General features: G+C 63.9%; 22 protein-coding genes. 15 read left to right on the forward strand and 7 right to left on the reverse strand.

What is annotated here, in order from left to right; translation table 11 throughout:
- Window positions 1–77: 77 nt before the first annotated feature.
- From LDN85_RS20645 to LDN85_RS20710, 14 genes are all read left to right on the forward strand, one after another.
- Window positions 78–611: an Asp23/Gls24 family envelope stress response protein gene (locus tag LDN85_RS20645; RefSeq protein ID WP_026543068.1), complete on the forward strand. Its 534-nt coding sequence runs from the start codon at window positions 78–80 to the stop codon at window positions 609–611.
- A complete protein-coding gene (locus LDN85_RS20650) occupies window positions 608–799 on the forward strand; it encodes a DUF2273 domain-containing protein (RefSeq protein ID WP_091553310.1) in 192 nt (63 codons plus the stop codon). The genes LDN85_RS20645 and LDN85_RS20650 overlap by 4 nt, the downstream gene beginning before the upstream one ends.
- Window positions 796–1,209, forward strand: coding sequence for a hypothetical protein (locus LDN85_RS20655; RefSeq protein WP_223944060.1), 414 nt, complete (start codon window positions 796–798; stop codon window positions 1,207–1,209). Before LDN85_RS20650 ends, LDN85_RS20655 begins: the two co-directional genes overlap by 4 nt.
- Complete coding sequence (locus LDN85_RS20660; RefSeq protein ID WP_223944061.1) at window positions 1,206–1,787, forward strand: hypothetical protein; 582 nt, start codon at window positions 1,206–1,208, stop codon at window positions 1,785–1,787. The genes LDN85_RS20655 and LDN85_RS20660 overlap by 4 nt, the downstream gene beginning before the upstream one ends.
- Complete coding sequence (locus LDN85_RS20665; RefSeq protein ID WP_223944067.1) at window positions 1,784–2,452, forward strand: hypothetical protein; 669 nt, start codon at window positions 1,784–1,786, stop codon at window positions 2,450–2,452. Before LDN85_RS20660 ends, LDN85_RS20665 begins: the two co-directional genes overlap by 4 nt.
- 79 nt (window positions 2,453–2,531) lie before the next feature.
- A complete protein-coding gene (locus LDN85_RS20670; RefSeq protein ID WP_026543072.1) occupies window positions 2,532–2,762 on the forward strand; it encodes a CsbD family protein in 231 nt (76 codons plus the stop codon).
- An 81-nt stretch (window positions 2,763–2,843) separates the two neighbouring features.
- Window positions 2,844–3,428, forward strand: coding sequence for an RNA polymerase sigma factor (locus LDN85_RS20675; protein WP_051421027.1), 585 nt, complete (start codon window positions 2,844–2,846; stop codon window positions 3,426–3,428).
- A complete protein-coding gene (locus tag LDN85_RS20680; protein WP_223944069.1) occupies window positions 3,425–4,030 on the forward strand; it encodes an Asp23/Gls24 family envelope stress response protein in 606 nt (201 codons plus the stop codon). The genes LDN85_RS20675 and LDN85_RS20680 overlap by 4 nt, the downstream gene beginning before the upstream one ends.
- A complete protein-coding gene (locus LDN85_RS20685) occupies window positions 4,027–4,518 on the forward strand; it encodes a hypothetical protein (RefSeq protein WP_223944070.1) in 492 nt (163 codons plus the stop codon). Before LDN85_RS20680 ends, LDN85_RS20685 begins: the two co-directional genes overlap by 4 nt.
- An 80-nt stretch (window positions 4,519–4,598) precedes the next feature.
- Entirely contained in the window at window positions 4,599–5,702 is a 1,104-nt protein-coding gene (locus LDN85_RS20690) for a substrate-binding domain-containing protein (RefSeq protein WP_223944071.1), read from the forward strand.
- Window positions 5,703–5,952: 250 nt separating this feature from the next.
- Window positions 5,953–7,266 (forward strand): sugar ABC transporter substrate-binding protein, encoded by a 1,314-nt coding sequence (locus tag LDN85_RS20695; protein ID WP_223944072.1) that lies wholly within the window; start codon window positions 5,953–5,955, stop codon window positions 7,264–7,266.
- A 55-nt stretch (window positions 7,267–7,321) separates the two neighbouring features.
- On the forward strand, window positions 7,322–8,284 hold the full coding sequence (locus LDN85_RS20700; protein WP_223944074.1) for a sugar ABC transporter permease: 963 nt from the start codon (window positions 7,322–7,324) through the stop codon (window positions 8,282–8,284).
- A complete protein-coding gene (locus LDN85_RS20705; protein ID WP_223944076.1) occupies window positions 8,281–9,192 on the forward strand; it encodes a carbohydrate ABC transporter permease in 912 nt (303 codons plus the stop codon). The genes LDN85_RS20700 and LDN85_RS20705 overlap by 4 nt, the downstream gene beginning before the upstream one ends.
- Window positions 9,189–10,193 (forward strand): hydroxyacid dehydrogenase, encoded by a 1,005-nt coding sequence (locus LDN85_RS20710; protein WP_223944078.1) that lies wholly within the window; start codon window positions 9,189–9,191, stop codon window positions 10,191–10,193. Before LDN85_RS20705 ends, LDN85_RS20710 begins: the two co-directional genes overlap by 4 nt.
- A gap of 159 nt (window positions 10,194–10,352) precedes the next feature.
- Here the strand turns inward: LDN85_RS20710 and LDN85_RS20715 are convergent, their stop codons facing one another.
- The 5 genes from LDN85_RS20715 to LDN85_RS20735 all read right to left on the reverse strand — a co-directional run bounded on the left by LDN85_RS20715 (window position 10,353) and on the right by LDN85_RS20735 (window position 15,107).
- On the reverse strand, window positions 10,353–10,850 hold the full coding sequence (locus LDN85_RS20715) for a hypothetical protein (protein ID WP_091553333.1): 498 nt from the start codon (window positions 10,848–10,850) through the stop codon (window positions 10,353–10,355).
- A 78-nt stretch (window positions 10,851–10,928) separates the two neighbouring features.
- The gene (locus LDN85_RS20720) at window positions 10,929–11,834 is read right to left on the reverse strand and encodes a cation transporter (RefSeq protein ID WP_223944080.1); all 906 of its coding nucleotides are present in this window, start codon (window positions 11,832–11,834) and stop codon (window positions 10,929–10,931) included.
- On the reverse strand, window positions 11,834–13,048 hold the full coding sequence (locus LDN85_RS20725) for a DUF998 domain-containing protein (RefSeq protein ID WP_223944082.1): 1,215 nt from the start codon (window positions 13,046–13,048) through the stop codon (window positions 11,834–11,836). Before LDN85_RS20725 ends, LDN85_RS20720 begins: the two co-directional genes overlap by 1 nt.
- On the reverse strand, window positions 13,045–13,509 hold the full coding sequence (locus LDN85_RS20730) for an STAS/SEC14 domain-containing protein (protein WP_223944083.1): 465 nt from the start codon (window positions 13,507–13,509) through the stop codon (window positions 13,045–13,047). The genes LDN85_RS20725 and LDN85_RS20730 overlap by 4 nt, the downstream gene beginning before the upstream one ends.
- Before the next feature lie 146 nt (window positions 13,510–13,655).
- Entirely contained in the window at window positions 13,656–15,107 is a 1,452-nt protein-coding gene (locus LDN85_RS20735) for an MFS transporter (protein WP_223944084.1), read from the reverse strand.
- A gap of 79 nt (window positions 15,108–15,186) precedes the next feature.
- Between LDN85_RS20735 and LDN85_RS20740 the strand changes: the two genes are divergently transcribed.
- Window positions 15,187–16,416 (forward strand): GAF domain-containing sensor histidine kinase, encoded by a 1,230-nt coding sequence (locus LDN85_RS20740; RefSeq protein ID WP_026548537.1) that lies wholly within the window; start codon window positions 15,187–15,189, stop codon window positions 16,414–16,416.
- Window positions 16,417–16,508: 92 nt separating this feature from the next.
- On the opposite strand, the gene LDN85_RS20745 is transcribed toward LDN85_RS20740, so the two are convergent.
- A complete protein-coding gene (locus LDN85_RS20745) occupies window positions 16,509–17,903 on the reverse strand; it encodes a serine/threonine-protein kinase (protein ID WP_223944086.1) in 1,395 nt (464 codons plus the stop codon).
- Window positions 17,904–18,136: 233 nt separating this feature from the next.
- Complete coding sequence (locus LDN85_RS20750; RefSeq protein ID WP_223944088.1) at window positions 18,137–18,778, reverse strand: TetR family transcriptional regulator; 642 nt, start codon at window positions 18,776–18,778, stop codon at window positions 18,137–18,139.
- Window positions 18,779–18,801: the final 23 nt, after the last annotated feature.

Genomic DNA, 18,801 nt, shown 5'->3' on the forward strand with positions numbered 1-18,801 from the left:
CATGACGGCGAAACACACGCCGCAGCGAACAAGCCGCAATGATCCATCGCAGCTTCCAACCGACAGGACTGATTGCCATGACGACCCAGACGCACACCCCCGCAGACGTTCCGGCCAAGAACACCACGGCAGCGGCCACCAACACTTCCGCACCTGGTGCCGGCACTCCTGAACTGAACGGCGGCCCGGCAGCGAACGGCGCCCCGGCGAACAAGGGCAAGGACGGCCGTGGAGCCACCACCGTTGCCGACGGCGTCGTGGCCAAGATCGCCGGCATCGCCATCCAGGAAATCCCGGGCGTCCATGCCCTTGGCGGCGGCGCTGCCCGTGCCATTGGCAACCTGCGCGAAAAGGTGGGCCAGAAGGATCTCACCCAGGGCGTCAGCGTCGAGGTCGGCCAGACCCAGGTGGCCGTGGACGTGACCTTGGTTGTTGAGTACCCGCACCCCCTCCAGGAAGTTGCGGACAACGCCCGCGATGCCGTTTACAACGCCATCGAGGACCTGGTGGGCATGGAAGTCACCGAGGTCAACATCACCATCACGGACATCCACGTTCCCTCCGAGGACGCCGAAGCGGACGACGCCGGCCGTGAGCCGAGGGTCGCATGAACCCCACGATCGCCGGCATAGCCATCGGAGCGGTCCTGGCCCTGGCAGGGTTGGCCTTTGGTTTCTGGGGCCTGCTGCTGACGGCTCTGTTCATGGGTGTCGGGGCTGTCCTGGGACGCTCCGCTGAGGGAAAGCTTGACCTGCGCGGCGTACTGGATGCGTTGCGGGGCAAGCGCTCCTCATCATGACGCGGGCCGGAATGACACGGGCCGGGCATACCCGCATCACCCAGCAGGCCATCCGGAAGACCTTGGAATCCGTCACAGCCCAGGCGTTCCGGGTGGGGGCGGGTAACGTGGCCGCTGAACTGGAGGACGACGCCGGCAAGCTCGGGGTCAAGGTTTCAGTCAAGCTGTCGCTGCCGTCGCTCCTGGGACCGCGGACCACCACAAGCACTGTCTTCGAACAGGCCCGCGCGGCACGGACACAACTGGTGTCCCGCGGCCTGGAGCTCACTGGTTTGGAAATCGGCAGGGTCGACATCCGGCTCGCCGGAGCCAAGGGACAAGCCGTAGCCAAGGGACAAGCCGGGGCCAAGAACCAACCCGGAACCACGGTACAGATCCCGGAACAGCTGAGGGAAAGGAGAGTGCAATGAGCCAGGACCGAACAGTGCGCCGGATGATCCGCCGGGAAACGCACTCGTCGAGGGCTGTCCCGTCGGTCATTTCCGCCTGCATCCTGCTGGTCGTTTTCCTGTGGCTCGCGGTCGAAGCCGTGCTGTGGATCCTCAAGGACCAGCCACTGCTGGCGAGTCCCGCACAAATGTTCCAGTGGCTGATCGACCTCCCGTCCACCACGCTCCCGGTCGGAATGGCAGCAGCCGGAGCGGGCCTCGGGATCCTGGGACTGGTGCTCCTCGGCGCAGGACTGGGCCGGGGCCGTAAGCCCCGACGTGCCTTGGAAAGCCAGCGCGCAGCAGTGGTGGTGGACGACGACGTGATTGCCGCCGCCGTTTCCAGCACCACCCGGCTTGCCGCCGGCCTCGCCCCAGGACAGGTGACCACCACCGTCGGTGGGCGGTCCGTACGCGTCCAGGCCCGTCCGACGTCGGGCGTTCCCCTGGACCTCGGGGCTGTTGCAACAGTGGTCGACGACGAACTGGCCGCCTTCGCGCTGGATCGCCGGGTCACGTCGAGTGTCAGGGTGATGAATCAAGGAGCCGTGGGGCAATGAGGCAGACAAACCGTGCACTGAACCGCATCATTCTTGCCCTCCTGGGTGTTGCTCTCCTGGGCGCCGGTGCCGCAGTCTTCGCGGCCGGAACCCTGTCGGGAGCAGCGGATACGTGGACAACGGTGGCGACATCAGGCCGCGACTACCTCAGGACCCTGGCGGGCACAGCTCCCCTTCCTGACCCCCTCCGGAGCTGGTGGCTGGTGGCAGGAATTGCGGTGCTGCTGGCCGGTGCGGCCTTCAGCGCAGCCTGGCTCGCCACCCAAGGCGGAGGGCGAACTCCGCGCCTCGCAGAACAACTGGACGGACCTTCCGAAGCCGGCGGAGCCCTGGAAAACGCCGAAGCCGAGGGGGCCAACAGCCTTGGCGGGTCCCGCGGCCGGACAGTAGTGGACGCAGGACTGGTTGCGGCAGCCATCCGGGAAGCCCTCAGCACGAACAGGGATGTCCTGGCCACGTCAGTCTCTGCCTGGGAATCACGGCGGGGAACCGCACTCCGGCTCCGCATCGAGGCCCGCAAGGGAAGTTCACCACGGGACCTTGCCAATACAGCAGAAGAACTCATCCGGGAAATAGATGCCCTGCTGGGACATCCAATGCCCGTCCTGGTCCGAATCACCAGCGGCGCCCGAACCCAGGTGTCTGGACCGCGACGAGCCCGGTAAACGAATGGAACGCACTTCTCTCCAACCGAACCATGCGCGGCACCACAGAGCACGCGCACCTCAAAGAAAAGGGAACACCATGGGAATCAACGACAAGATCAACAACGCCGCCACCGAGCACCTTGGCGCTGCCAAGGAAGGCGCCGGGAAACTGACCGGTGACGAGTCGTTGGAGCGCGAAGGCCAGCACGACCAGGCCCAGGCGAAGCTCCAGCAGGCAGGCGAGAAGGTCAAGGACGCTGCCGCCGACATCGGCGACAACATCAAGGAAGCAGCCCAGAAGCTCAAAGAGGGCTTCACCAAGAAATAGGCATTTCCAGGGCCGGCTCCGCTACGCTTGCGGGGCCGGCCCCTTTCCACCCTTACCTCCGACTCCCTGGGAAGGCAGAACGTGACTGGTTCACCCACGGCACAGCACCAACTGGACCTCGTTCCCGATGCCTTGCTGGCCGGCCGGGCCGCAGATGGTGACACGGCAGCTTTCGAAGCCTTGGCACGCCGGCATGGCCCCTTGATGCGTGCCACCGCCCGCCGATTGACCGGTAGCCTGGCGGACGCCGATGATGTGGTCCAGGAAACGTTGGTTCAGGCCTGGAAGCAGTTGGACACCCTCCGGGAGCCCGCGGCCGTCAAAGGCTGGCTGTTGAGGATCGTGGGCAGCCGCAGCATCGACCACCTCCGGAAACGACGCAATCATGTGGAGCTGGACACTGCGGAAAACCAACTCGACGACACGCCCCGGACGAAGGCCCAGGATCCCGAAAACAACGCTGTCAATGCCTCGCGGGTAGAGGCCCTCAAAGCTGCGCTCGCCGCACTCCCCGAGGAGCAACGGCGCTGTTGGGTCCTCAAGGAATTCAATGACCAGAGCTATGAGGAGATTGCGCTGACGTTGAACATCAGCCCAGCCAGTGTCCGCGGCCGGTTGGCCCGGGCACGGATCACGCTTGCACGCACTATGGAGGAATGGCGATGAACACCCCCAGCGACACCCTCGAATGCGGGCATAGCCTTGCCGATCTCAGCGCCTACCTGGACACGGGACAGATTGACGATCCCGCCCACCTGGAGATGTGCCCCGAATGCCAGTCCGCGTTGGCCTCCCTGCGCCGGCTCACCGAGCTCGGCGGCGACCTGCTCCGCTCCGATGTGGCAGACGCCGGCTCAGGCACGGACGACTGGATGCAGTCCATCCTGGACAATTTGCACTTGGAACTGCGGCCGGGACGGAACATCCCTTTGAAGGCCGAACACCCTGATGACACGCTGTGGGAAACCGAAGGAGCTGTTTCAGCCCTGATCCGGTCCGTGGCGGACGCACTTCCAGGGACGGCAGCGGGCAAGTGCCGCCTGCAGGGAGATGTCACCACAGTGGGCGCCCCGATCACCGTGGAAGTGGAAATTGCCGTGGTGTACGGACACTCCATGGAAGAACGTGCCGCCACCCTTCGCGACGAGTTGGCAAAGACCCTGGCCGTCCAGACTGAACTGAACATCCAGGCAATCGACATCACGGTGACTGATGTCCTTGAACCACTCAGCACCACAGACCCGCTGAACACGGAGGACCAGCCATGACGGAGTTTTTGGAAGCTGCAGACACGCCGCCCACAACCGGCCCGGCATCCCGGCCGGCAGCAGGGCAGGAATCCCACAAGGCCGCAGGGCAGGAATCCCGCACGGCAGCAGGGCAGGGAGCCGCGCCCGTAACAGGACCCGTAACCGCACCCACGGCGTCTGCAATCCCCGCACCGGCCACGGTTACGGTCCTGGCTGAGGAACTGCTCGGCGTAGTCCAGGCCGTGGACGGTGTCCATGCGGTATATCCGGCCCAGCCGTTGTGGCAGTCCATAGCCGGCGCGGCCATAGCCGCCGTCACAGGTGAGGCACTTCCCCTGATTGGGCTGGCCGAAACCGCCGGGGTCCTGGCGGTGAAAGTCCGGATCGGCGTGGATGCGTCGCGCCCTGCTCCGGTCGTAACGCGTGAAGCAGCCGCGGCAATCCGCCAGCACCTGCTCCCCCGGGCCGCCGTCGTCGAGATTTCCGTGGTGAAACTGGACAGTTAGGCGCTGGGGGTCCAAGCCGCCGGGTTCTGGTTCATAATGAACAAACTGAACACAAGTGAACTTGATAGGCGGACATCTGCATGCTGACCGAGGATCGTCAACAGCTCATCCTGAGGGAACTGGCCTTGAACGGCTCCCTCAACGCCAGCGAATTCGCGGCGAAACTGGGCACCTCGGGGATGACCGTTCGCCGCGACCTCGCTGTTCTCGCCGGGCAAGGACTGCTGGAACGCGTCCACGGCGGCGCCATCGCGGTGAACGGCAAAACTCCGGTGGGGCAGGCAACCCCGCCCGCAACGTCCTGGCGGCAGGGCGGAAGGAGGCCTTTGGCGACGATCGGGATGATCGTACCGTCGGCGTCGTACTACTTCCCGGGCGTCATCCGCGGCGCAGAAGCGGCGGCGCAGGAAGCCGGCGTCCGGCTGGTGCTGGGTGTCACCAACTATTCCGATGCCGAGGAGCGACGACAACTGCGGCGGCTGTACGAACACGGCGTGGACGGCATCCTCATCACACCCAGTGCACAATCCTTGGCCGGAACCGAAACGCTGGACCTGCTGGCAGAGGCCGGGGTGCCGGTGGTTGTGGTGGAGCGGTCCATCGACGACGCCCTGGATCACGGCCGGCTCGAAGCGGTGCGGAGCGACCACGTCCGCGGTGCGGAGATCGCCGTGAACCACTTGCTGGGTCTTGGCCACCAAAAAATTGCCATTTGCTTGCGTGAAAACAGTCCTACGGCTCCGCAGCTCATCGACGGCTTCCACCTTGCCATGCAGCGCGCCGGGCACTCCCGGGACGAGACGATGGTACGGGCCATGTCCCGCGCCCAAAACGATCCCCAGGCCCACAGGGAACTGGTGGACCGCATCCTGGATTGGTGCGCTTCAGCGCAAGTGACAGCCGCCGTTGTCCACACGGACGAGGACGCACTCCAGTTCGTCAGCGCCTGCCTTGAGCGGCAGATCCGAGTGCCTGAGGACTTCGCAATCGTCTCCTACGACGACGAGATTGCAGCCCTCGGCGTCGTGCCGCTCACCGCCGTGGCACCGCCGAAATACGACGTCGGCCACCAGGCTTTGGTGATGTGCTTGAGCCGGATCGGGACGCGGCGCGGAAGCACCTCGGCGTTGCAACGGGTCAACCTGTCCCCGGCCCTGGAAGTCCGCGGCTCCACGCAGCCCTAGTTCCTGCCGGGCTGCTCCCCAAGCCCCACACCCCCGAGCCAACTCCGCCCACCGGCACGCCGAGATGGCCGTTAATCCCAATGTTGGGTGCCAACATTGTCTTTAAGTGCCACCTCGGCGGGGCGCCGATCTGTTTACTTCTGTTCATTTTATTGATGATGTTCACTTCTGTGGATTTCATAGTGCCTAGTCCGTAAGTGCCCCGGAGCACACCACGACTTTCGCATCGTGAACTTCAAAGGAGAACAGAATGAAGCGTCGCCAGCTTCTGCTTGGAGCAGCCAGCCTCATGGCCACTGCTGCACTCGTCACCGGCTGTGGCAGCACCCCGGCCGCCACGCCAAACCCCACCCCCGTGGAAGACCCCAGCGGCAACATCACGTTCTGGTCCTCCATGGCCGGCATGGACAAAGTGGCAGAGGCCTTCAACGCCAGCCAGGACAAGATCAAGGTCACCTTCGAAACCATTCCCAACGGCGGCGCCGGCGGTTATGCGAAGCTCTCCACTGCCATCACCGCAGGCAACGGTCCGGATGTTGCCACCATCGAATACCCGCAGTTGCCCCAGTTCGTGAGCAACGGCCAGCTCCAGCCGCTGGACGGCTACATCAACAAGGCTGAAACCGTGGACAAGCTCACGGACGAAACCAGAGCTTTGGTGCAGTTCGGCGAGCAGACCTACGCACTTCCCTACGATGCTGCACCCATGATCATGTGGTACCGCAAGGACATGCTGGACAAAGCCGGCGTTTCAACGCCCAAGACCTGGCAGGAATTCGAGGAGGCCGGCAGGAAGCTCAAGGCCGTTGCCCCCGAAGCACACCTGGCCAGCTTCAACCCGAACGAGGCCGCGCTCACCGCCGCACTGTCCTGGCAGGCCGGCGGCAAGTGGTTCGGCACCGAAGGCGACAGCTGGAAAGTGGGTGTCAATGACGAGCCCACCAAGAAGGTCGCCACGTACTGGCAGAAATTGATCGACCAGAAGATCGTCAAGGTCCAGCAGTCCTTCAGCGACGAGTGGTCCGCAGACCTGGCGAGCGGCGCCGTCGTCGGAGTCCTGGGCGCCAATTGGAGCGCCACCGGTATCCAGAAGCGGACCGAGGCCAGCGGCCAGAAGGGGCAGTGGATCGCCGCCGAAGTCCCCAACTGGGGCACTCCTGCTGACGCGTTCTACGGCGGTTCCAGTTTCAACATCACCAAGAGCAGCAAGAATCCGGCTGCAGCGGCCAAGTTCATAGAGTTCCTCGCCACCAGCAAGGAGGCCGTCACTGCCCGCGGCAACACCGGCTCCGCCTTCCTCGCCTTCCCGGGCCTGACCCCCGTGGCGCAGAAAGCCTTCGATGCCAGCTACTTCGGCAACGACATCTATGAAGTCTTCGGCAAGGCCTATTCCACCATCACCCCGGGTTGGCAGTGGGGCCCCAACTGGGACATCACCAACACCGCACTCAAGGACGCCTACGGCACGCTGACCAGCGGCGGCAAGGTACTCGACGCCGTCGATACCGCCCAGGACGCAACAGTGGCCGGACTCAAGCAGAACGGTCTCTCCGTCAAGGAGTAGGCCCGCAAGGTGGGGCGGCCCAACCAGGGCCGCCCTGCCAGCGAGGAGAATCATCATGGCCAACCCGTCCACAACACCAGCGATGTCCACAGAAGCCACCGAAGTCGGACTTCCGCTCCCCCGCAAGCCCCGGGCCATGTCCGGAACCGGCGGCCGCACCGCTGCCCTCTTCCTGACCCCCTTCTTCACGATCTTCGCTCTCGCCATGGTGGCACCGGTGATCTATGCAATCGTGCTCAGCTTCTTCGCCCAGCAGAAATCCGGGCTCGGCTTCGGTGAGGCCAAGACCGCGTTCGTAGGCCTGGAAAACTACCTCCAGGTCCTGCAGTCCGAGAGCTTCGTGGGCGGTATCGGGCGCCTCGCCCTGTACTGCCTTATCTACATTCCCTGCATGGTGGGCGGCGCCCTGGCATTCGCGCTTTTGCTCGACGCTGCCGTGGCACGGGCCAGGAAACTGTTCCAGTTGCTCGTCTTCCTCCCCCACGCAGTCCCCGGAGTTATTGCCGCGCTGATCTGGGCCTACCTCTACACTCCCGGCGTGAGTCCGATCGTCTCCGTCCTGGAAACCGGTGGAATCTCGCTGAACTTCCTGGACAACCAGCTGATCCTGCCGTCCATCGTGAACATCGCCGTCTGGGAATGGACGGGCTACAACGTGATCGTGCTGTTCACCGCGCTCCAAGCCGTACCGCGGGAAACCCTGGAAGCCGCGCGCGTGGACGGGGCAGGCGAAATCCGGGCGGCCGTCAGCATCAAGCTCCCCCTGATCCTGCCCGCGTTGAGCGTCATCATGCTCTTCACGGTGATCGGCACGCTCCAACTCTTCACGGAGCCTTCCATCATCTCCAAGGCCACAGCCTCGGTCACCAGCACGTGGGTGCCCAACATGTGGGCCTACGACGCCGCGTTCAACCGCCACAACCTCAACCAGGCCGCGGCGGCCTCCATCATCATCGCGCTCATGGCGGCAGTCCTTTCATGGGCCGTGACGCGCTTCAGCTCAAGGAACACAGCATGAGCACCGCCACGATCTCCCGCACCGCCAGCCAAACTCCCATGCCAGCACAAAGCAGGCGCCGGCGCGCCCGTAACGGCAGCTTCGCGAGTACGTTCACCGTGAACGCGCTGCTGATCCTGGGCTGCGCCTACATGGTGCTTCCCGTGGTGTGGCTGTTCTTCGCCTCAACCAAGAACACCGCGGACCTGTACGGAACCGCCGCCTACGCGTTCGGTGAGCCGGCCTTCTTGGAGAACGTTATGGCAGTCCTGAACCAGGACGGCGGGATGTTCCTCCGGTGGATGGCGAACTCCATGTTCTACGCCGCTTTCGGAGCAATTCTTGGCGGCCTCATCTCCGTGATGGCCGGTTACGCGTTCGACAAATTCCAGTTCCGCTGGAAGGACTCGTTCTTCGGGATTGTCCTGGTGGGCGTGCTGATTCCCAACACGGCCACGGTTCTCCCCATGTATCTGTTGGCCTCCGTTTTCGGCATCACCAACACCATCTGGGCCATCCTCATTCCGGTGCTCTGCAACCCGTTCGGCGTCTACCTGGCCAGGGTGTACTCGGCAGCCTACGTTCCTGCCGAGACCCTGGAAGCTGCCCGCGTTGATGGAGCCGGACCTATCCGGTCCTTCTTCTCCCTGGGCCTTCCCATGATGATGCCCGGGTACATCACCATCGCACTCTTCCAGTTTGTGGGCGTGTGGAACAACTTCATGCTGCCCTTGGTGATGCTGCAAGACCAGAAGTTGCTGCCGGTCAGCGTCGGCATCTCCATCTGGCAGGGGTATTCCATCCCTCAACCGGAGTTCACGCCCATGGTCATTACGGGCTCGCTGCTTTCGATCATTCCGTTGCTGCTGGCGTTCATCATGCTGCAGCGCTTCTGGAAATCGGGTCTCACGGCAGGGAGCGTCAAGTGAGGTTGAATGTTGCCCTGGCCATGCCGGCCCACACCGCGCGGGCGGTGTTTCCCTCCAGGAGCCTGGATCCCCTGGAGCCGGCGCTGACGCTGCTGAGCCGGGACCCCATCGAGGACTTCACGACGCCGGATGGCCGCGCCGTGTTGTCAGAGGCGGACATCCTCATCACCGGCTGGGGCTGTCCGATGATCGACCACGCTGTCCTGGACGCTGCACCCCGGCTCCGCTATGTACTCCATGCCGCCGGCAGCGTGAAACACCACGTCGGAGATGCCTGCTGGGAACGCGGCCTCCAAGTCAGCTCCGCTGCAGACGCCAACGCCATCCCGGTTGCCGAGTACACCGTGGCCATGATCATCCTTGCCAACAAACGGGTCCTGCAGATCGCCCGTGCCCTGCACACCACCCGGACCGACGTCCTGGCCGAGCAACTTTTCCCGGACATGGGCAACTACCGCAAGCGTGTAGGAATCATCGGAGCCTCGAAGATCGGCAGGCACGTGATCAGGTTGCTGGCACCCTACGACCTGGAAGTGGTGGTTGCCGACCCCTATCTTTCCCCCGAGGAAGCGGAAGTCCTCGGCGTCGGACTCGTCAGCCTGGAGGAGTTGGTAGCCCACAGTGATGTGGTCAGCCTCCATGCGCCGTCGCTGCCGTCCACCAGGAACCTCATGGACGCCGGGTTGATCGAGCGGATGCGGCCGGGCGCTACCTTCATCAACACCTCCCGCGGCGAACTCGTGGACCAGGATGCGCTGCTCGCCAGGGTGGAACGCGGCGACCTCTACGCGATCCTTGACGTGACCACCCCGTGGGTGCTGCCTGCCGGCTCCCGCTTCTACACGCACCCCAACGTACTGCTCACCCCGCACGTGGCGGGGTCGCTGGGCAATGAGTTGGAGCGCATGGCGGCGAGCGCAGTGAATGAGGCGCTGCGGTTGTCCCGCGGGGAGTCCCTGCAGTACCCGGTGAAACTGGAGGACCTGGCGTTTATGGCGTGAGCGCCGTACACGTACTGCCAGCAGCGCAGCCAACAGCGCGGCCAACAGCGCGGCCAGCAGCGCGGCCAGCAGCGCAAAGCGACAAACCGTAAAGGCGAACAAGCGCACGACGACGACCTGCCGCCGTCGTGCGCTTGTTGCCTTTTAGCTGTTGCTTCCTTAGCGGGCGTCCTTCTTTGCCTGGCGCTGGGCGCCTTGGGACTGGCTGGAGGCATCGCGCTTCACGCCGCCGGTGGTCTTTTGGTGGGAACGGGCACGGCCCGAATCCGTGGCTGACTTGGCGCCTCCCCCCGAGGACCCAGGCCCAGTGGACTTGCCCGCGCTGGCTCGTTCCAGCCGTTCGTCCTTCAAGGCCTCGGCAGCTTCATGGGCCTGGCGCGCCAGTTCCGTGCTGACAATCGAGAGTGCCTCTTCGAACACGAATGCCCGGGCACGTGCCTTGTCTGACTTGTTCGATGCAGCTCCGCGGCCGCCGGCTTCCAGGACCTCGTCAGCGGCTTTGCGTCGATAGTTGGTGGTGTATTTGTTGCGGGCCCGCCGAACCCGTTTGTGAAGTTGCAGCAGGCCTTCCTCATCGAGGAGCTCAAGCCTGGCTGGCTCCAATTCGCGAATCAAATCAAGTTGATCTTGCTTCAACACCCACAGATATTGGTCCATTTGCCGATACTTGCACACCTCCCTGACGAGGGGTAGGGGGTGTGGGAGTTCTCATCCGAAGCGGGGGATGGCATTGGATCACTCGAAGAGTTCCGGGGCCGCGGTGAGGGCAACGTAAGCCCACACGTCCAGGCCCAAAGGCTCCAATGCTTCAGCAACAGCCCTGCGGACGGCGTCTTCCTCGCCCACGTTCCACTCGGATCCGGACACCACAAAATCAACCTCAACGTACAGCTTCCGCCCTACCTTCCCGGACCGGATGAGCGGTTCCTGCAGCCCGTATTCCGCCCGGACGCCCTGTATCGCTTGGGTGATGGCGGCGTCCAACTCTTTGGACGGCGCACCTTCGAGGAGCTCGTTCAACCCGGTCCGGATCAACCCGATAGGGATGTATGCCAGGATCAGGCAGGCCAGCAGGACCAGGACCGGGTCAACGTAGAGGGCAACATCGTTCAGCCCAAGGCCCTGCAGGACCAATGCCGCCCCCGCGCCCAGGAGCATCATGACGCTGAGGATGGCCCCCGCCCGCCATTGCGCGATTTCAGCCACCACCAGGTCCGAGTCCGGTGCCGCCCGCCGCATCCACGCGGCCACCCCGAATCCAATAGCCGCTGTGGCAGCCCCATATATGGCGATGATCGCGGCGCTGACCGGAGAACCGCCGTCGCGTATGACCACCACGGCATCGCCCGCTGCCACCAGCAACGTCCCCGCCACCGCCAGGCCTTGGATGAGCACTACCAGCGGAGTCAGGGCGTCACGGCCAAAGGGGAAACGGCGCGTGGGGCCACCGGCAGAAGCGGAAGATGCCTTGAGGGAGATCGCGGTGAGCACCAGCCCAATGCCCATGTAGGCGCCGTCGAACACGATGATTCTTGTCCCGCTGAGCACCCCCAAAACCAGGGCCCCTGCGGCAGACACAGCGGAGACCCACAAAGAAGCCCGCAACGCGCGCCGCTCGGCCCCCAACTGCACGGTCGGCATCAGTCGTTCCGGGTGGCGAGGGCGTCCAGCAAGCGGATGAAGACAGCGATCCAGCCATAGATGATCACGAACGCAATGAGCTCGAATGCCGTGAGGTTGAAGTAACCCACCGGGTAGAACAGCACCAGCGACACGATCAGGGCCGCGAGGAAACTGCCGCACACCAGGAAAAACCGGCGGGGCAGGCCACGGAGGATGAAGGGCGAGGCAAGGAGCAGCAAGATGAACACCACCGCCATCCCGGAGGCGAACAAGGTATGGATCAGGAAGCTGACGGACAACGGGACCACGCCCACCCCGGCCAGCAACAACCCCATGGCCACGAACGCACCCGAGCAAAGTCCTGCGCTCCAAGGCTTGACCAGCACGCCCTGGGCGATGAGGGAACGCAAATCACGGTCCAAATAGACGGCGAAGGTGGTGATGAAGAATCCGGCCACGATCAGCGACAGATTAAAGAGTCCACTGGACGCCCCGCCCACAGTGCCGAGCTGGCTGAAGTGGTACTCCCACCATTTGGGATCCTGCGACGTCGCCATGCTGGCCACGATGCTCATCACCATGAACAGGACCAGGAGACCGGACAGTTTGCGGGTGCTGATGTCGTACACCGACAGGTAAATCCAGTAGGCAGCCAAGCCTGACACGACTGCCATCCCCACGGTGGCCGCATAGATATCCACGGTGAGCCCCTGGAAGCTGCGCTGCAGAAGAAGGAAAACCGCGACAGTTGCGATCGCTGCGATCAGGGCATGGACCAAGGCCACCGTTGAGGCGTCCACAATGAATTTCCAGGCCGGCAGTCCAAGCCGCCAGTGCTGATCCGGCTGATACCGCGAACGCCAGTACCCGATATACGCCGAGGCCAACCCCAGCACCAGAACAGCGCCCGCAGACACGAGGCCCAAGGAGACGCCGCCCCATAAGGGAGGGGTGCGGCCGAAGAAGAGGAGCAATCCTGCGAGCCCGGCCACCACTGCGGCGGAAGAAGCAGCCAGAAGTGCCTCGGACTCGTTGGCCAGGCGGCGGTGCTGGGAACCGGGGGGTGTTGAACCGGGCGGTGTTGAACCGGGCGGTGTTGAACCGGGCTGTGCTGAATCCGGCGGTGTTGAATCCGGCGGTGTTGGACCCTGGCTGGGCGGGCCTGCCAGCGCTGGCGGGTCAGCGGGTACTGTCGCCGAAGCGGCAGGGATGCCCGACGCCGGTTCGGTCACGGCGCGGTTCTTCCGACGGAGCCGCTCCGGTCTTCGTGCCGGTCCTTTTGCGGGTTCCCTCCCGCTTCCTGCTGCGCGCCCCGGCCATCTTCATCCGGAGAGAGCCGAAGCCAGGCTCTCGCTTCAGCAGCAGAAGTGAAGAATTGGGTGGGGCAAGGTGGCTCTTGGACCGCCAATTGGTAGTCGGCGAGCATGCGGTCCACCGGGTTGTTTCCCAGAAGGGCAATCCTCGAGGCAGCACAGGGCTCAACAAAAACATCGCGGGCCGCACGGCTGAGGTGGGCGGTCTCGGCCATGGTCACCAAGAGCGGATACCTGCGGCCGGCAGCGAGATCATTGACGGCCTCGACGGCGGCACGGGCGTTGGCGGCCTCGATCCGCACGCCAGGTTTCCACGCCAGGAACATGATGTCTTCCGGTTCGAACCCGATGACGTAATCGCAATGGTCCTGCTGAGCCATGGAAGCATCTCCCTCTCTGCGGCCCTGGCCAGGGCGACACGATCTGACTCAACCCTGCACCCCGGGACAATCACCCTGTCTCATCCAAAAAGAATGATCTTTGGGTGCGCTGACGGTTGGAGTCCCATCCGCGCTGCCCAAGCCACTCAGCCCGCAGCGGATTCTTCCGCCGCGGGTCCCGCAGCCGATTCCGCCGCCGATTCCGCCGCCGATTCCGCCGACTCTTCCGCCGCCGTCGTCGCATACGAGGCCGAGACGCGTCGGTAAACCGGAGTCAGGAAGGCGAGCAGCGCCACGGCAATCATGATGAGGCCCGCGGCCAGGAAGACCAAGGCGATGCCACGGGAAATCCCTTCTCCCAGCAGCGGTTCCAGTTGTGCTGCGCCCTCGGATGACCGTGCGTAGGGGATGATCCAGAACTGGGCGATCGGAGCGATGAGGAAGGCGGTGATGGGTGCAGCCGCGGACTCGAACGCCATGGCGAAGCCAAACACCCGCCCTTGCCGGGGCAAGGGAACCACCTTTTGGATGACGGTTTGTTCGGCCGCCTCCACTACGGGAACCAAGGCCATGTACAGCCAGATTCCTGCGATGTAGAGCCAGGCCCACTCCCGCACGGTGAACAGTGCACCGATCAAGCCCATGAGCATCACTGCAATCAACATGGTGCGCAAGGGGTTGGAGCCGAGTCCGAACTTGCCAATCAAGGCGCCGCCAACAACAAACCCCGTGGCTCCCACGGCAAAGACAGTTCCCCACATTTCCACGGAGAACATTTCCAGTCCGTAAGGATCCATCAGGGCCATGTAGACCCCGCCAATGAAGTTGTTGAACGTTGAGAAGAGGATCAGGGCAAACAGTCCGGATATCGCCATGACTGCAGCCCAGGAACCTCGCAGGTCGAATCCGCCTTCCGCGTCGGAGGCCGCTGCCCGTACTTCCTCGGGCATCCGCAGCGTGAGGAGATGCGCGAAGGCCACTGCGGTGAGCACCAGGGCCACAACCACGGTCCACCCCATGCCCAGCAGCCCCACGGACAACCCGGATAGCACCGAGGTCACAATGAACATGAGCCCTTGCACCATGCCCACCAGACCGTTTGCGTTGGGCCGGCGGTCGGGTTCGATCAGGATGGTGACCGTGGTGGACAGTGCGATGTTGCGCATGTTCTCCACCACAGCACCTATCAGGATGATCATGGTGAAGATCCAGAACCAGGGCTGCGTCAGGTCCAGCAGCGCTTCTTCGGGCGTCAGCAGGAACATGATCCCGGACAGGACGAACATCACCAGGGTGAACATGGCCGCGAAGCGCATCACGGCCAGTTTCCGGTACCGGTCCACGAAGGTGCCGAAGCTGATGCTGGAGAGCGCGATCAACAACATGTACGCACCGCCGATCACCCCTGTGGCGATCACGTTGCGGGATTCCAGATACACCCAAAAGGTCAACGCGAACCAGAGATAGCTCGTGGTGATATTGGCGATCGCCGTGTTGATCAGGATCCCGGTGAAGGTGCGGGACCTTTGTGCCGGGGTTCGTACGGAGAGATCGATGGTGTCAGTAGACGCGGCGGTGGACGGTTCCTGCTCGGTCATGCGATCCAGTAAACCACCGGGTCCAACGGCCCGGTAGTATCGGCAGGTAATTGACGAAACTCTTGGGGGATTGTTTTTTATGACGGAAATTCAGGGGCAGCTGTCTTTCACGAAGGACGCAGCCAGGGACTTGGAACTGCAGGAGTATGGGCTTGATCCCGCCGTGGATTCCACGCTCCTGCCCAATGCCGCCGTCATGAGTGCCCTGCAGAACCTCGTGAGGCTCGCCACCGAGCTGTGCGGCGCACCGTTTGGCGTGGTCAACATCATCAGTGCCGAGTACCAACACCAGATCGGCGCGTGGGGCGTGGACCCGGGGGTGTGCTCCCGTGAAGACTCCATGTGCGCCAAGGTATTCCTCTCCCGCGAGAGGACCGTGGTGGCGGATGCGTCCAAGGACCCCCGCTTCGCAGACAATCCTTTTGTTACCGGCGAGATCGGCGATGTCCGCTTTTACGCCTCAGTTCCCCTGCAAACAGAGTCCGGGTTCGTCCCCGGAACCCTGTGCGTTTTCTCGGACAAGACCAAGGAATTGACCCCTGAACAGGTCAGCATGCTGGAAGTCCTGGCCAAGCAGGTAGTGGAGTTGCTTGAACTTCAGCACCGTACCGTCCAGTTGGACCGTACCTATTCCGAGTTGCGGGAAAGCAACGCGAAACTCGCCGGCTTCGCTGGCCGCGTCAGCCATGACCTCCGCATCCCCCTGACCACCATCCTCGGCTACGTGGAACTGGTGGAGGACGACCCCGACGTCGAACCCCAAAGCACCGCTGCACAGTATCTGGACCGGATAGGTGCCAGCGGCCGCCGGATGCTGGGCATGCTCGAGGACGTCCTGAGCTACTCCCGCGTGGGTGGCGGCATCCAGCCGGTCACGGTGTCACTGCGCGAGGTAGCCCAAGAGGTTGCCCGTGACCTCGGCATCGAGAACGATGACGTTGTGGACGTCCAGGAGCTCCGGCTCCAGGCGGACCGTGGGCAGCTCCGCACACTGCTGCAGAACCTCGTTTCGAATGCCATGAACTACCGCAGCCCGGATCGTGAGCTGCGGGTCCGGATCAGCGGGGTTTCGAACTATCACGGCGCCACTGTCTTCGTTGCGGACAACGGCAAGGGCATCGCCCCGGAGGACCGCGCAAAGGTCCTGGAACCCTTGGTACGCCTGCGCAGGCAGGGCGACGGCCCCGGCTCAGGTCTCGGCCTGGCTACCTGCAGCAGCATCGCGAAAGCACACGGCGGCGACCTCACCCTGGCAGAAACTCCCGGCGGCGGTACAACAGTGGCCGTCAGTTTCCCCTCCGGAAGCTGACCCCGGCCAGCGCGTTCAGGGTCGCCGAACTGACAGAACGTAACGCACGACGGCGGCAGGTCGCCGTCGTGCGTTAATCAACGGTGATTGGGCTACTTGCCGTTGCCTTTGCCGCTTTCGGACTTCTTGCCGCTCTTGCCCTCGCTCTTTTGAGCTGCGAGTTCCTTGCCGCTGAGGGGCGCTTGTTCGACGACCGGCTGACCGGCAGGCACCGTGCCAAGTTCCGGCTGGGTGGTCTCGGGAAGGTTGACGACCTCGGCCGGGCCCGGATCCGCGGCTTTTGGAGCGGCGGGGGCGGTTGCCGAGGGCCCAGGTCCTTCGGGCGCATCCGGGGCGGTTCCCGCAGGGTCCCGGGTCACTTCGGGTGTGGCGGGTTGGGGGTCGGCCTGGGAGATTCCGGGGTCGGCGGGCTGTGACGGATCAGGTGTATTGCCGGCCAAGCCAATGCCCTGGGCCAACAGCAACAGCGCTATCGGAATGGTCACGGCTGCCGCTGCCACGCCCCGCACCGTCTTGGGACGACGTTTGGTGAAGCTCTGGATGCTGGTGATGGTGGCTTGCTTCCGGGTGGCTGAGCGCAGCGGGCCCTGAGGGGGCACCGCCGTCAGCACTGCAGTCCTGCGGCCGGTTTGAATCCCGTCCGCGGCAAGCGACTGTTCCACCTCTTGAGCGGCCGGGCGCTTTTCGGGATCCATGTCGGTCATGGCTTCCAGGAGCGAGCGCAACGGGGCGGGCAGATCCAGGGGTATTTGGGGCGCGCGGTGGAGGCGGGCCGACGCCGTTTCGATGGGCGTCCCAGGGTATTCCGCCTTACCCGTAAGGCATTCGAGCAGAACCAGGCCCAACGAGTAAATGTCGCTCGCCGGGGTCAGATGCAGGCCCTGGGCCTGTTCGGGGCTCAGGTACTGGGCCGTACCGACGGTGAACCCGGTGGCAGTCAGGCGGTGGTCGTTCATCACCAGCGCCACACCGAAGTCCGCCAGCTTTACAGACCCACCCAGTACGTCGTCGTCGGAGACCAGGATGTTGGCCGGCTTGATGTCGCGGTGGATGACACCTTTGGCGTGCACTTGGGACAGGGCCCCGGCCAGCCGGGTTCCGATGCGTGCGGTCTCCGGAATGGTGAGGGGTCCCTCGGAGAGCATGGCACGCAGATCGCGGCCTTCGGCCAGTTCCATGACCAGGTAGGCGCGCTCTTCGTCATTCCTCGTGTCCACCCCGGCATCCAACGCTGCCACCAGCCCGGGGTGGTCGAAGGCGGCCAGCAACCGCATTTCGTTTTCCTGCCGGGCCCGGAATGAGTCGTCGCCGGAGCCGGGGAGGAAGATCTTGATGGCTACATCGCGGCCGAGCAGCAGGTCTGTTGCCTTGTAAACGGCAGACATGGCGCCCCGACCCAGCACGGGTCCCAACTGGTAGCGGCCGTCCAGTGTGTCGTCGATGGAATCGGGGACACGGGAGTCCACGGCCTCGTCATTGTTGCCCACGAAATGTCACGTCCTTCAGGCATACCTGGAGCCGCGGACCCAACCACTGTCCTTGCGTCACCAAGCAATGCCGTCAATCAAACTTTCACGATGGCCGCGCGGCCAATCTGCTTCAGCCACGTGCGGCCCAGGCAAGGAGCCCAAACAGCATCATCCGGTTTCACCAGATAAGTTATCAGGATACTGATTAAATCGCTGGAAGAACAATGGGGGCAGCTGCATTGCGGCCGATGTCAGGCCTCGCGCAACTGATCCACCGCCGCCCGCAACTTGCCCGCGGGCACGCCCAGGGTCCATTCGGCAACGTCGGTGACGAACCGCGTAAACGCTTCATAATCAAAGGAGCCGGGGTTGTTGGCGTAGGAGCCGACGCCGTCGATCGCCACCCAGATCCGGATGCAGGCTGCGAATGGATCGTCGACGGCGAAGTCACCCGACGCCCGGCCATCTTCAATGAGCGCGGTCAGCCGGGTTCGGTCCAGATGCTCCTGCGCCAGCATGGCCTCGGCCAACGCGGGAGTAAAGCGGCAGAGGTGCCTCGCGTTGAGCCATAGCCGGGTCAACGGAAAGGCCCCGTTGCCTTCGATGCGTGAAACCAAATGGGCCATGCGGTGCAGGGGAGTTCCGTCGTCGGGAAACAACTCTTCCCGCTCCTCCGAAACGGCGAGGACAAAGGCTGCAACCACCAGGTCTTCGGCGGCCGGATAGTAATGGCTGATCAGGCCGGGCCGGACACCCAGCCGGTCCGCGACGGCGCGGAGGGTAATCCGCTCGAGCCCCTCGGCCAGGGCAATGGACGCGGCCTCGGAAAGGATTTCTGCGCGGCGCTCGTCAGGTAATTTCCGGACACGTTGGGGCGGGGGGCTTGACACCATGATCGACAGTCTATTGGATTAGT

It is taken from the genome of Arthrobacter sp. StoSoilB20 (assembly GCF_019977295.1).
In the GTDB taxonomy this organism is placed as follows: Bacteria; Actinomycetota; Actinomycetes; order Actinomycetales; family Micrococcaceae; genus Arthrobacter; species Arthrobacter nicotinovorans_A.

What these genes read in the sequence shown, in the direction of transcription:
- LDN85_RS20645 (WP_026543068.1), top strand. Translation starts at nt 78, where the DNA reads ATGACGACCCAGACGCACACCCCCGCAGACGTTCCGGCCAAGAACACC.
- LDN85_RS20650 (WP_091553310.1), top strand. Translation starts at nt 608, where the DNA reads ATGAACCCCACGATCGCCGGCATAGCCATCGGAGCGGTCCTGGCCCTG.
- LDN85_RS20655 (WP_223944060.1), top strand. Translation starts at nt 796, where the DNA reads ATGACGCGGGCCGGAATGACACGGGCCGGGCATACCCGCATCACCCAG.
- LDN85_RS20660 (WP_223944061.1), top strand. Translation starts at nt 1,206, where the DNA reads ATGAGCCAGGACCGAACAGTGCGCCGGATGATCCGCCGGGAAACGCAC.
- LDN85_RS20665 (WP_223944067.1), top strand. Translation starts at nt 1,784, where the DNA reads ATGAGGCAGACAAACCGTGCACTGAACCGCATCATTCTTGCCCTCCTG.
- LDN85_RS20670 (WP_026543072.1), top strand. Translation starts at nt 2,532, where the DNA reads ATGGGAATCAACGACAAGATCAACAACGCCGCCACCGAGCACCTTGGC.
- LDN85_RS20680 (WP_223944069.1), top strand. Translation starts at nt 3,425, where the DNA reads ATGAACACCCCCAGCGACACCCTCGAATGCGGGCATAGCCTTGCCGAT.
- LDN85_RS20685 (WP_223944070.1), top strand. Translation starts at nt 4,027, where the DNA reads ATGACGGAGTTTTTGGAAGCTGCAGACACGCCGCCCACAACCGGCCCG.
- LDN85_RS20690 (WP_223944071.1), top strand. Translation starts at nt 4,599, where the DNA reads ATGCTGACCGAGGATCGTCAACAGCTCATCCTGAGGGAACTGGCCTTG.
- LDN85_RS20695 (WP_223944072.1), top strand. Translation starts at nt 5,953, where the DNA reads ATGAAGCGTCGCCAGCTTCTGCTTGGAGCAGCCAGCCTCATGGCCACT.
- LDN85_RS20700 (WP_223944074.1), top strand. Translation starts at nt 7,322, where the DNA reads ATGGCCAACCCGTCCACAACACCAGCGATGTCCACAGAAGCCACCGAA.
- LDN85_RS20705 (WP_223944076.1), top strand. Translation starts at nt 8,281, where the DNA reads ATGAGCACCGCCACGATCTCCCGCACCGCCAGCCAAACTCCCATGCCA.
- LDN85_RS20715 (WP_091553333.1), bottom strand. Translation starts at nt 10,850, where the DNA reads ATGGACCAATATCTGTGGGTGTTGAAGCAAGATCAACTTGATTTGATT.
- LDN85_RS20720 (WP_223944080.1), bottom strand. Translation starts at nt 11,834, where the DNA reads ATGCCGACCGTGCAGTTGGGGGCCGAGCGGCGCGCGTTGCGGGCTTCT.
- LDN85_RS20730 (WP_223944083.1), bottom strand. Translation starts at nt 13,509, where the DNA reads ATGGCTCAGCAGGACCATTGCGATTACGTCATCGGGTTCGAACCGGAA.
- LDN85_RS20735 (WP_223944084.1), bottom strand. Translation starts at nt 15,107, where the DNA reads ATGACCGAGCAGGAACCGTCCACCGCCGCGTCTACTGACACCATCGAT.
- LDN85_RS20740 (WP_026548537.1), top strand. Translation starts at nt 15,187, where the DNA reads ATGACGGAAATTCAGGGGCAGCTGTCTTTCACGAAGGACGCAGCCAGG.
- LDN85_RS20750 (WP_223944088.1), bottom strand. Translation starts at nt 18,778, where the DNA reads ATGGTGTCAAGCCCCCCGCCCCAACGTGTCCGGAAATTACCTGACGAG.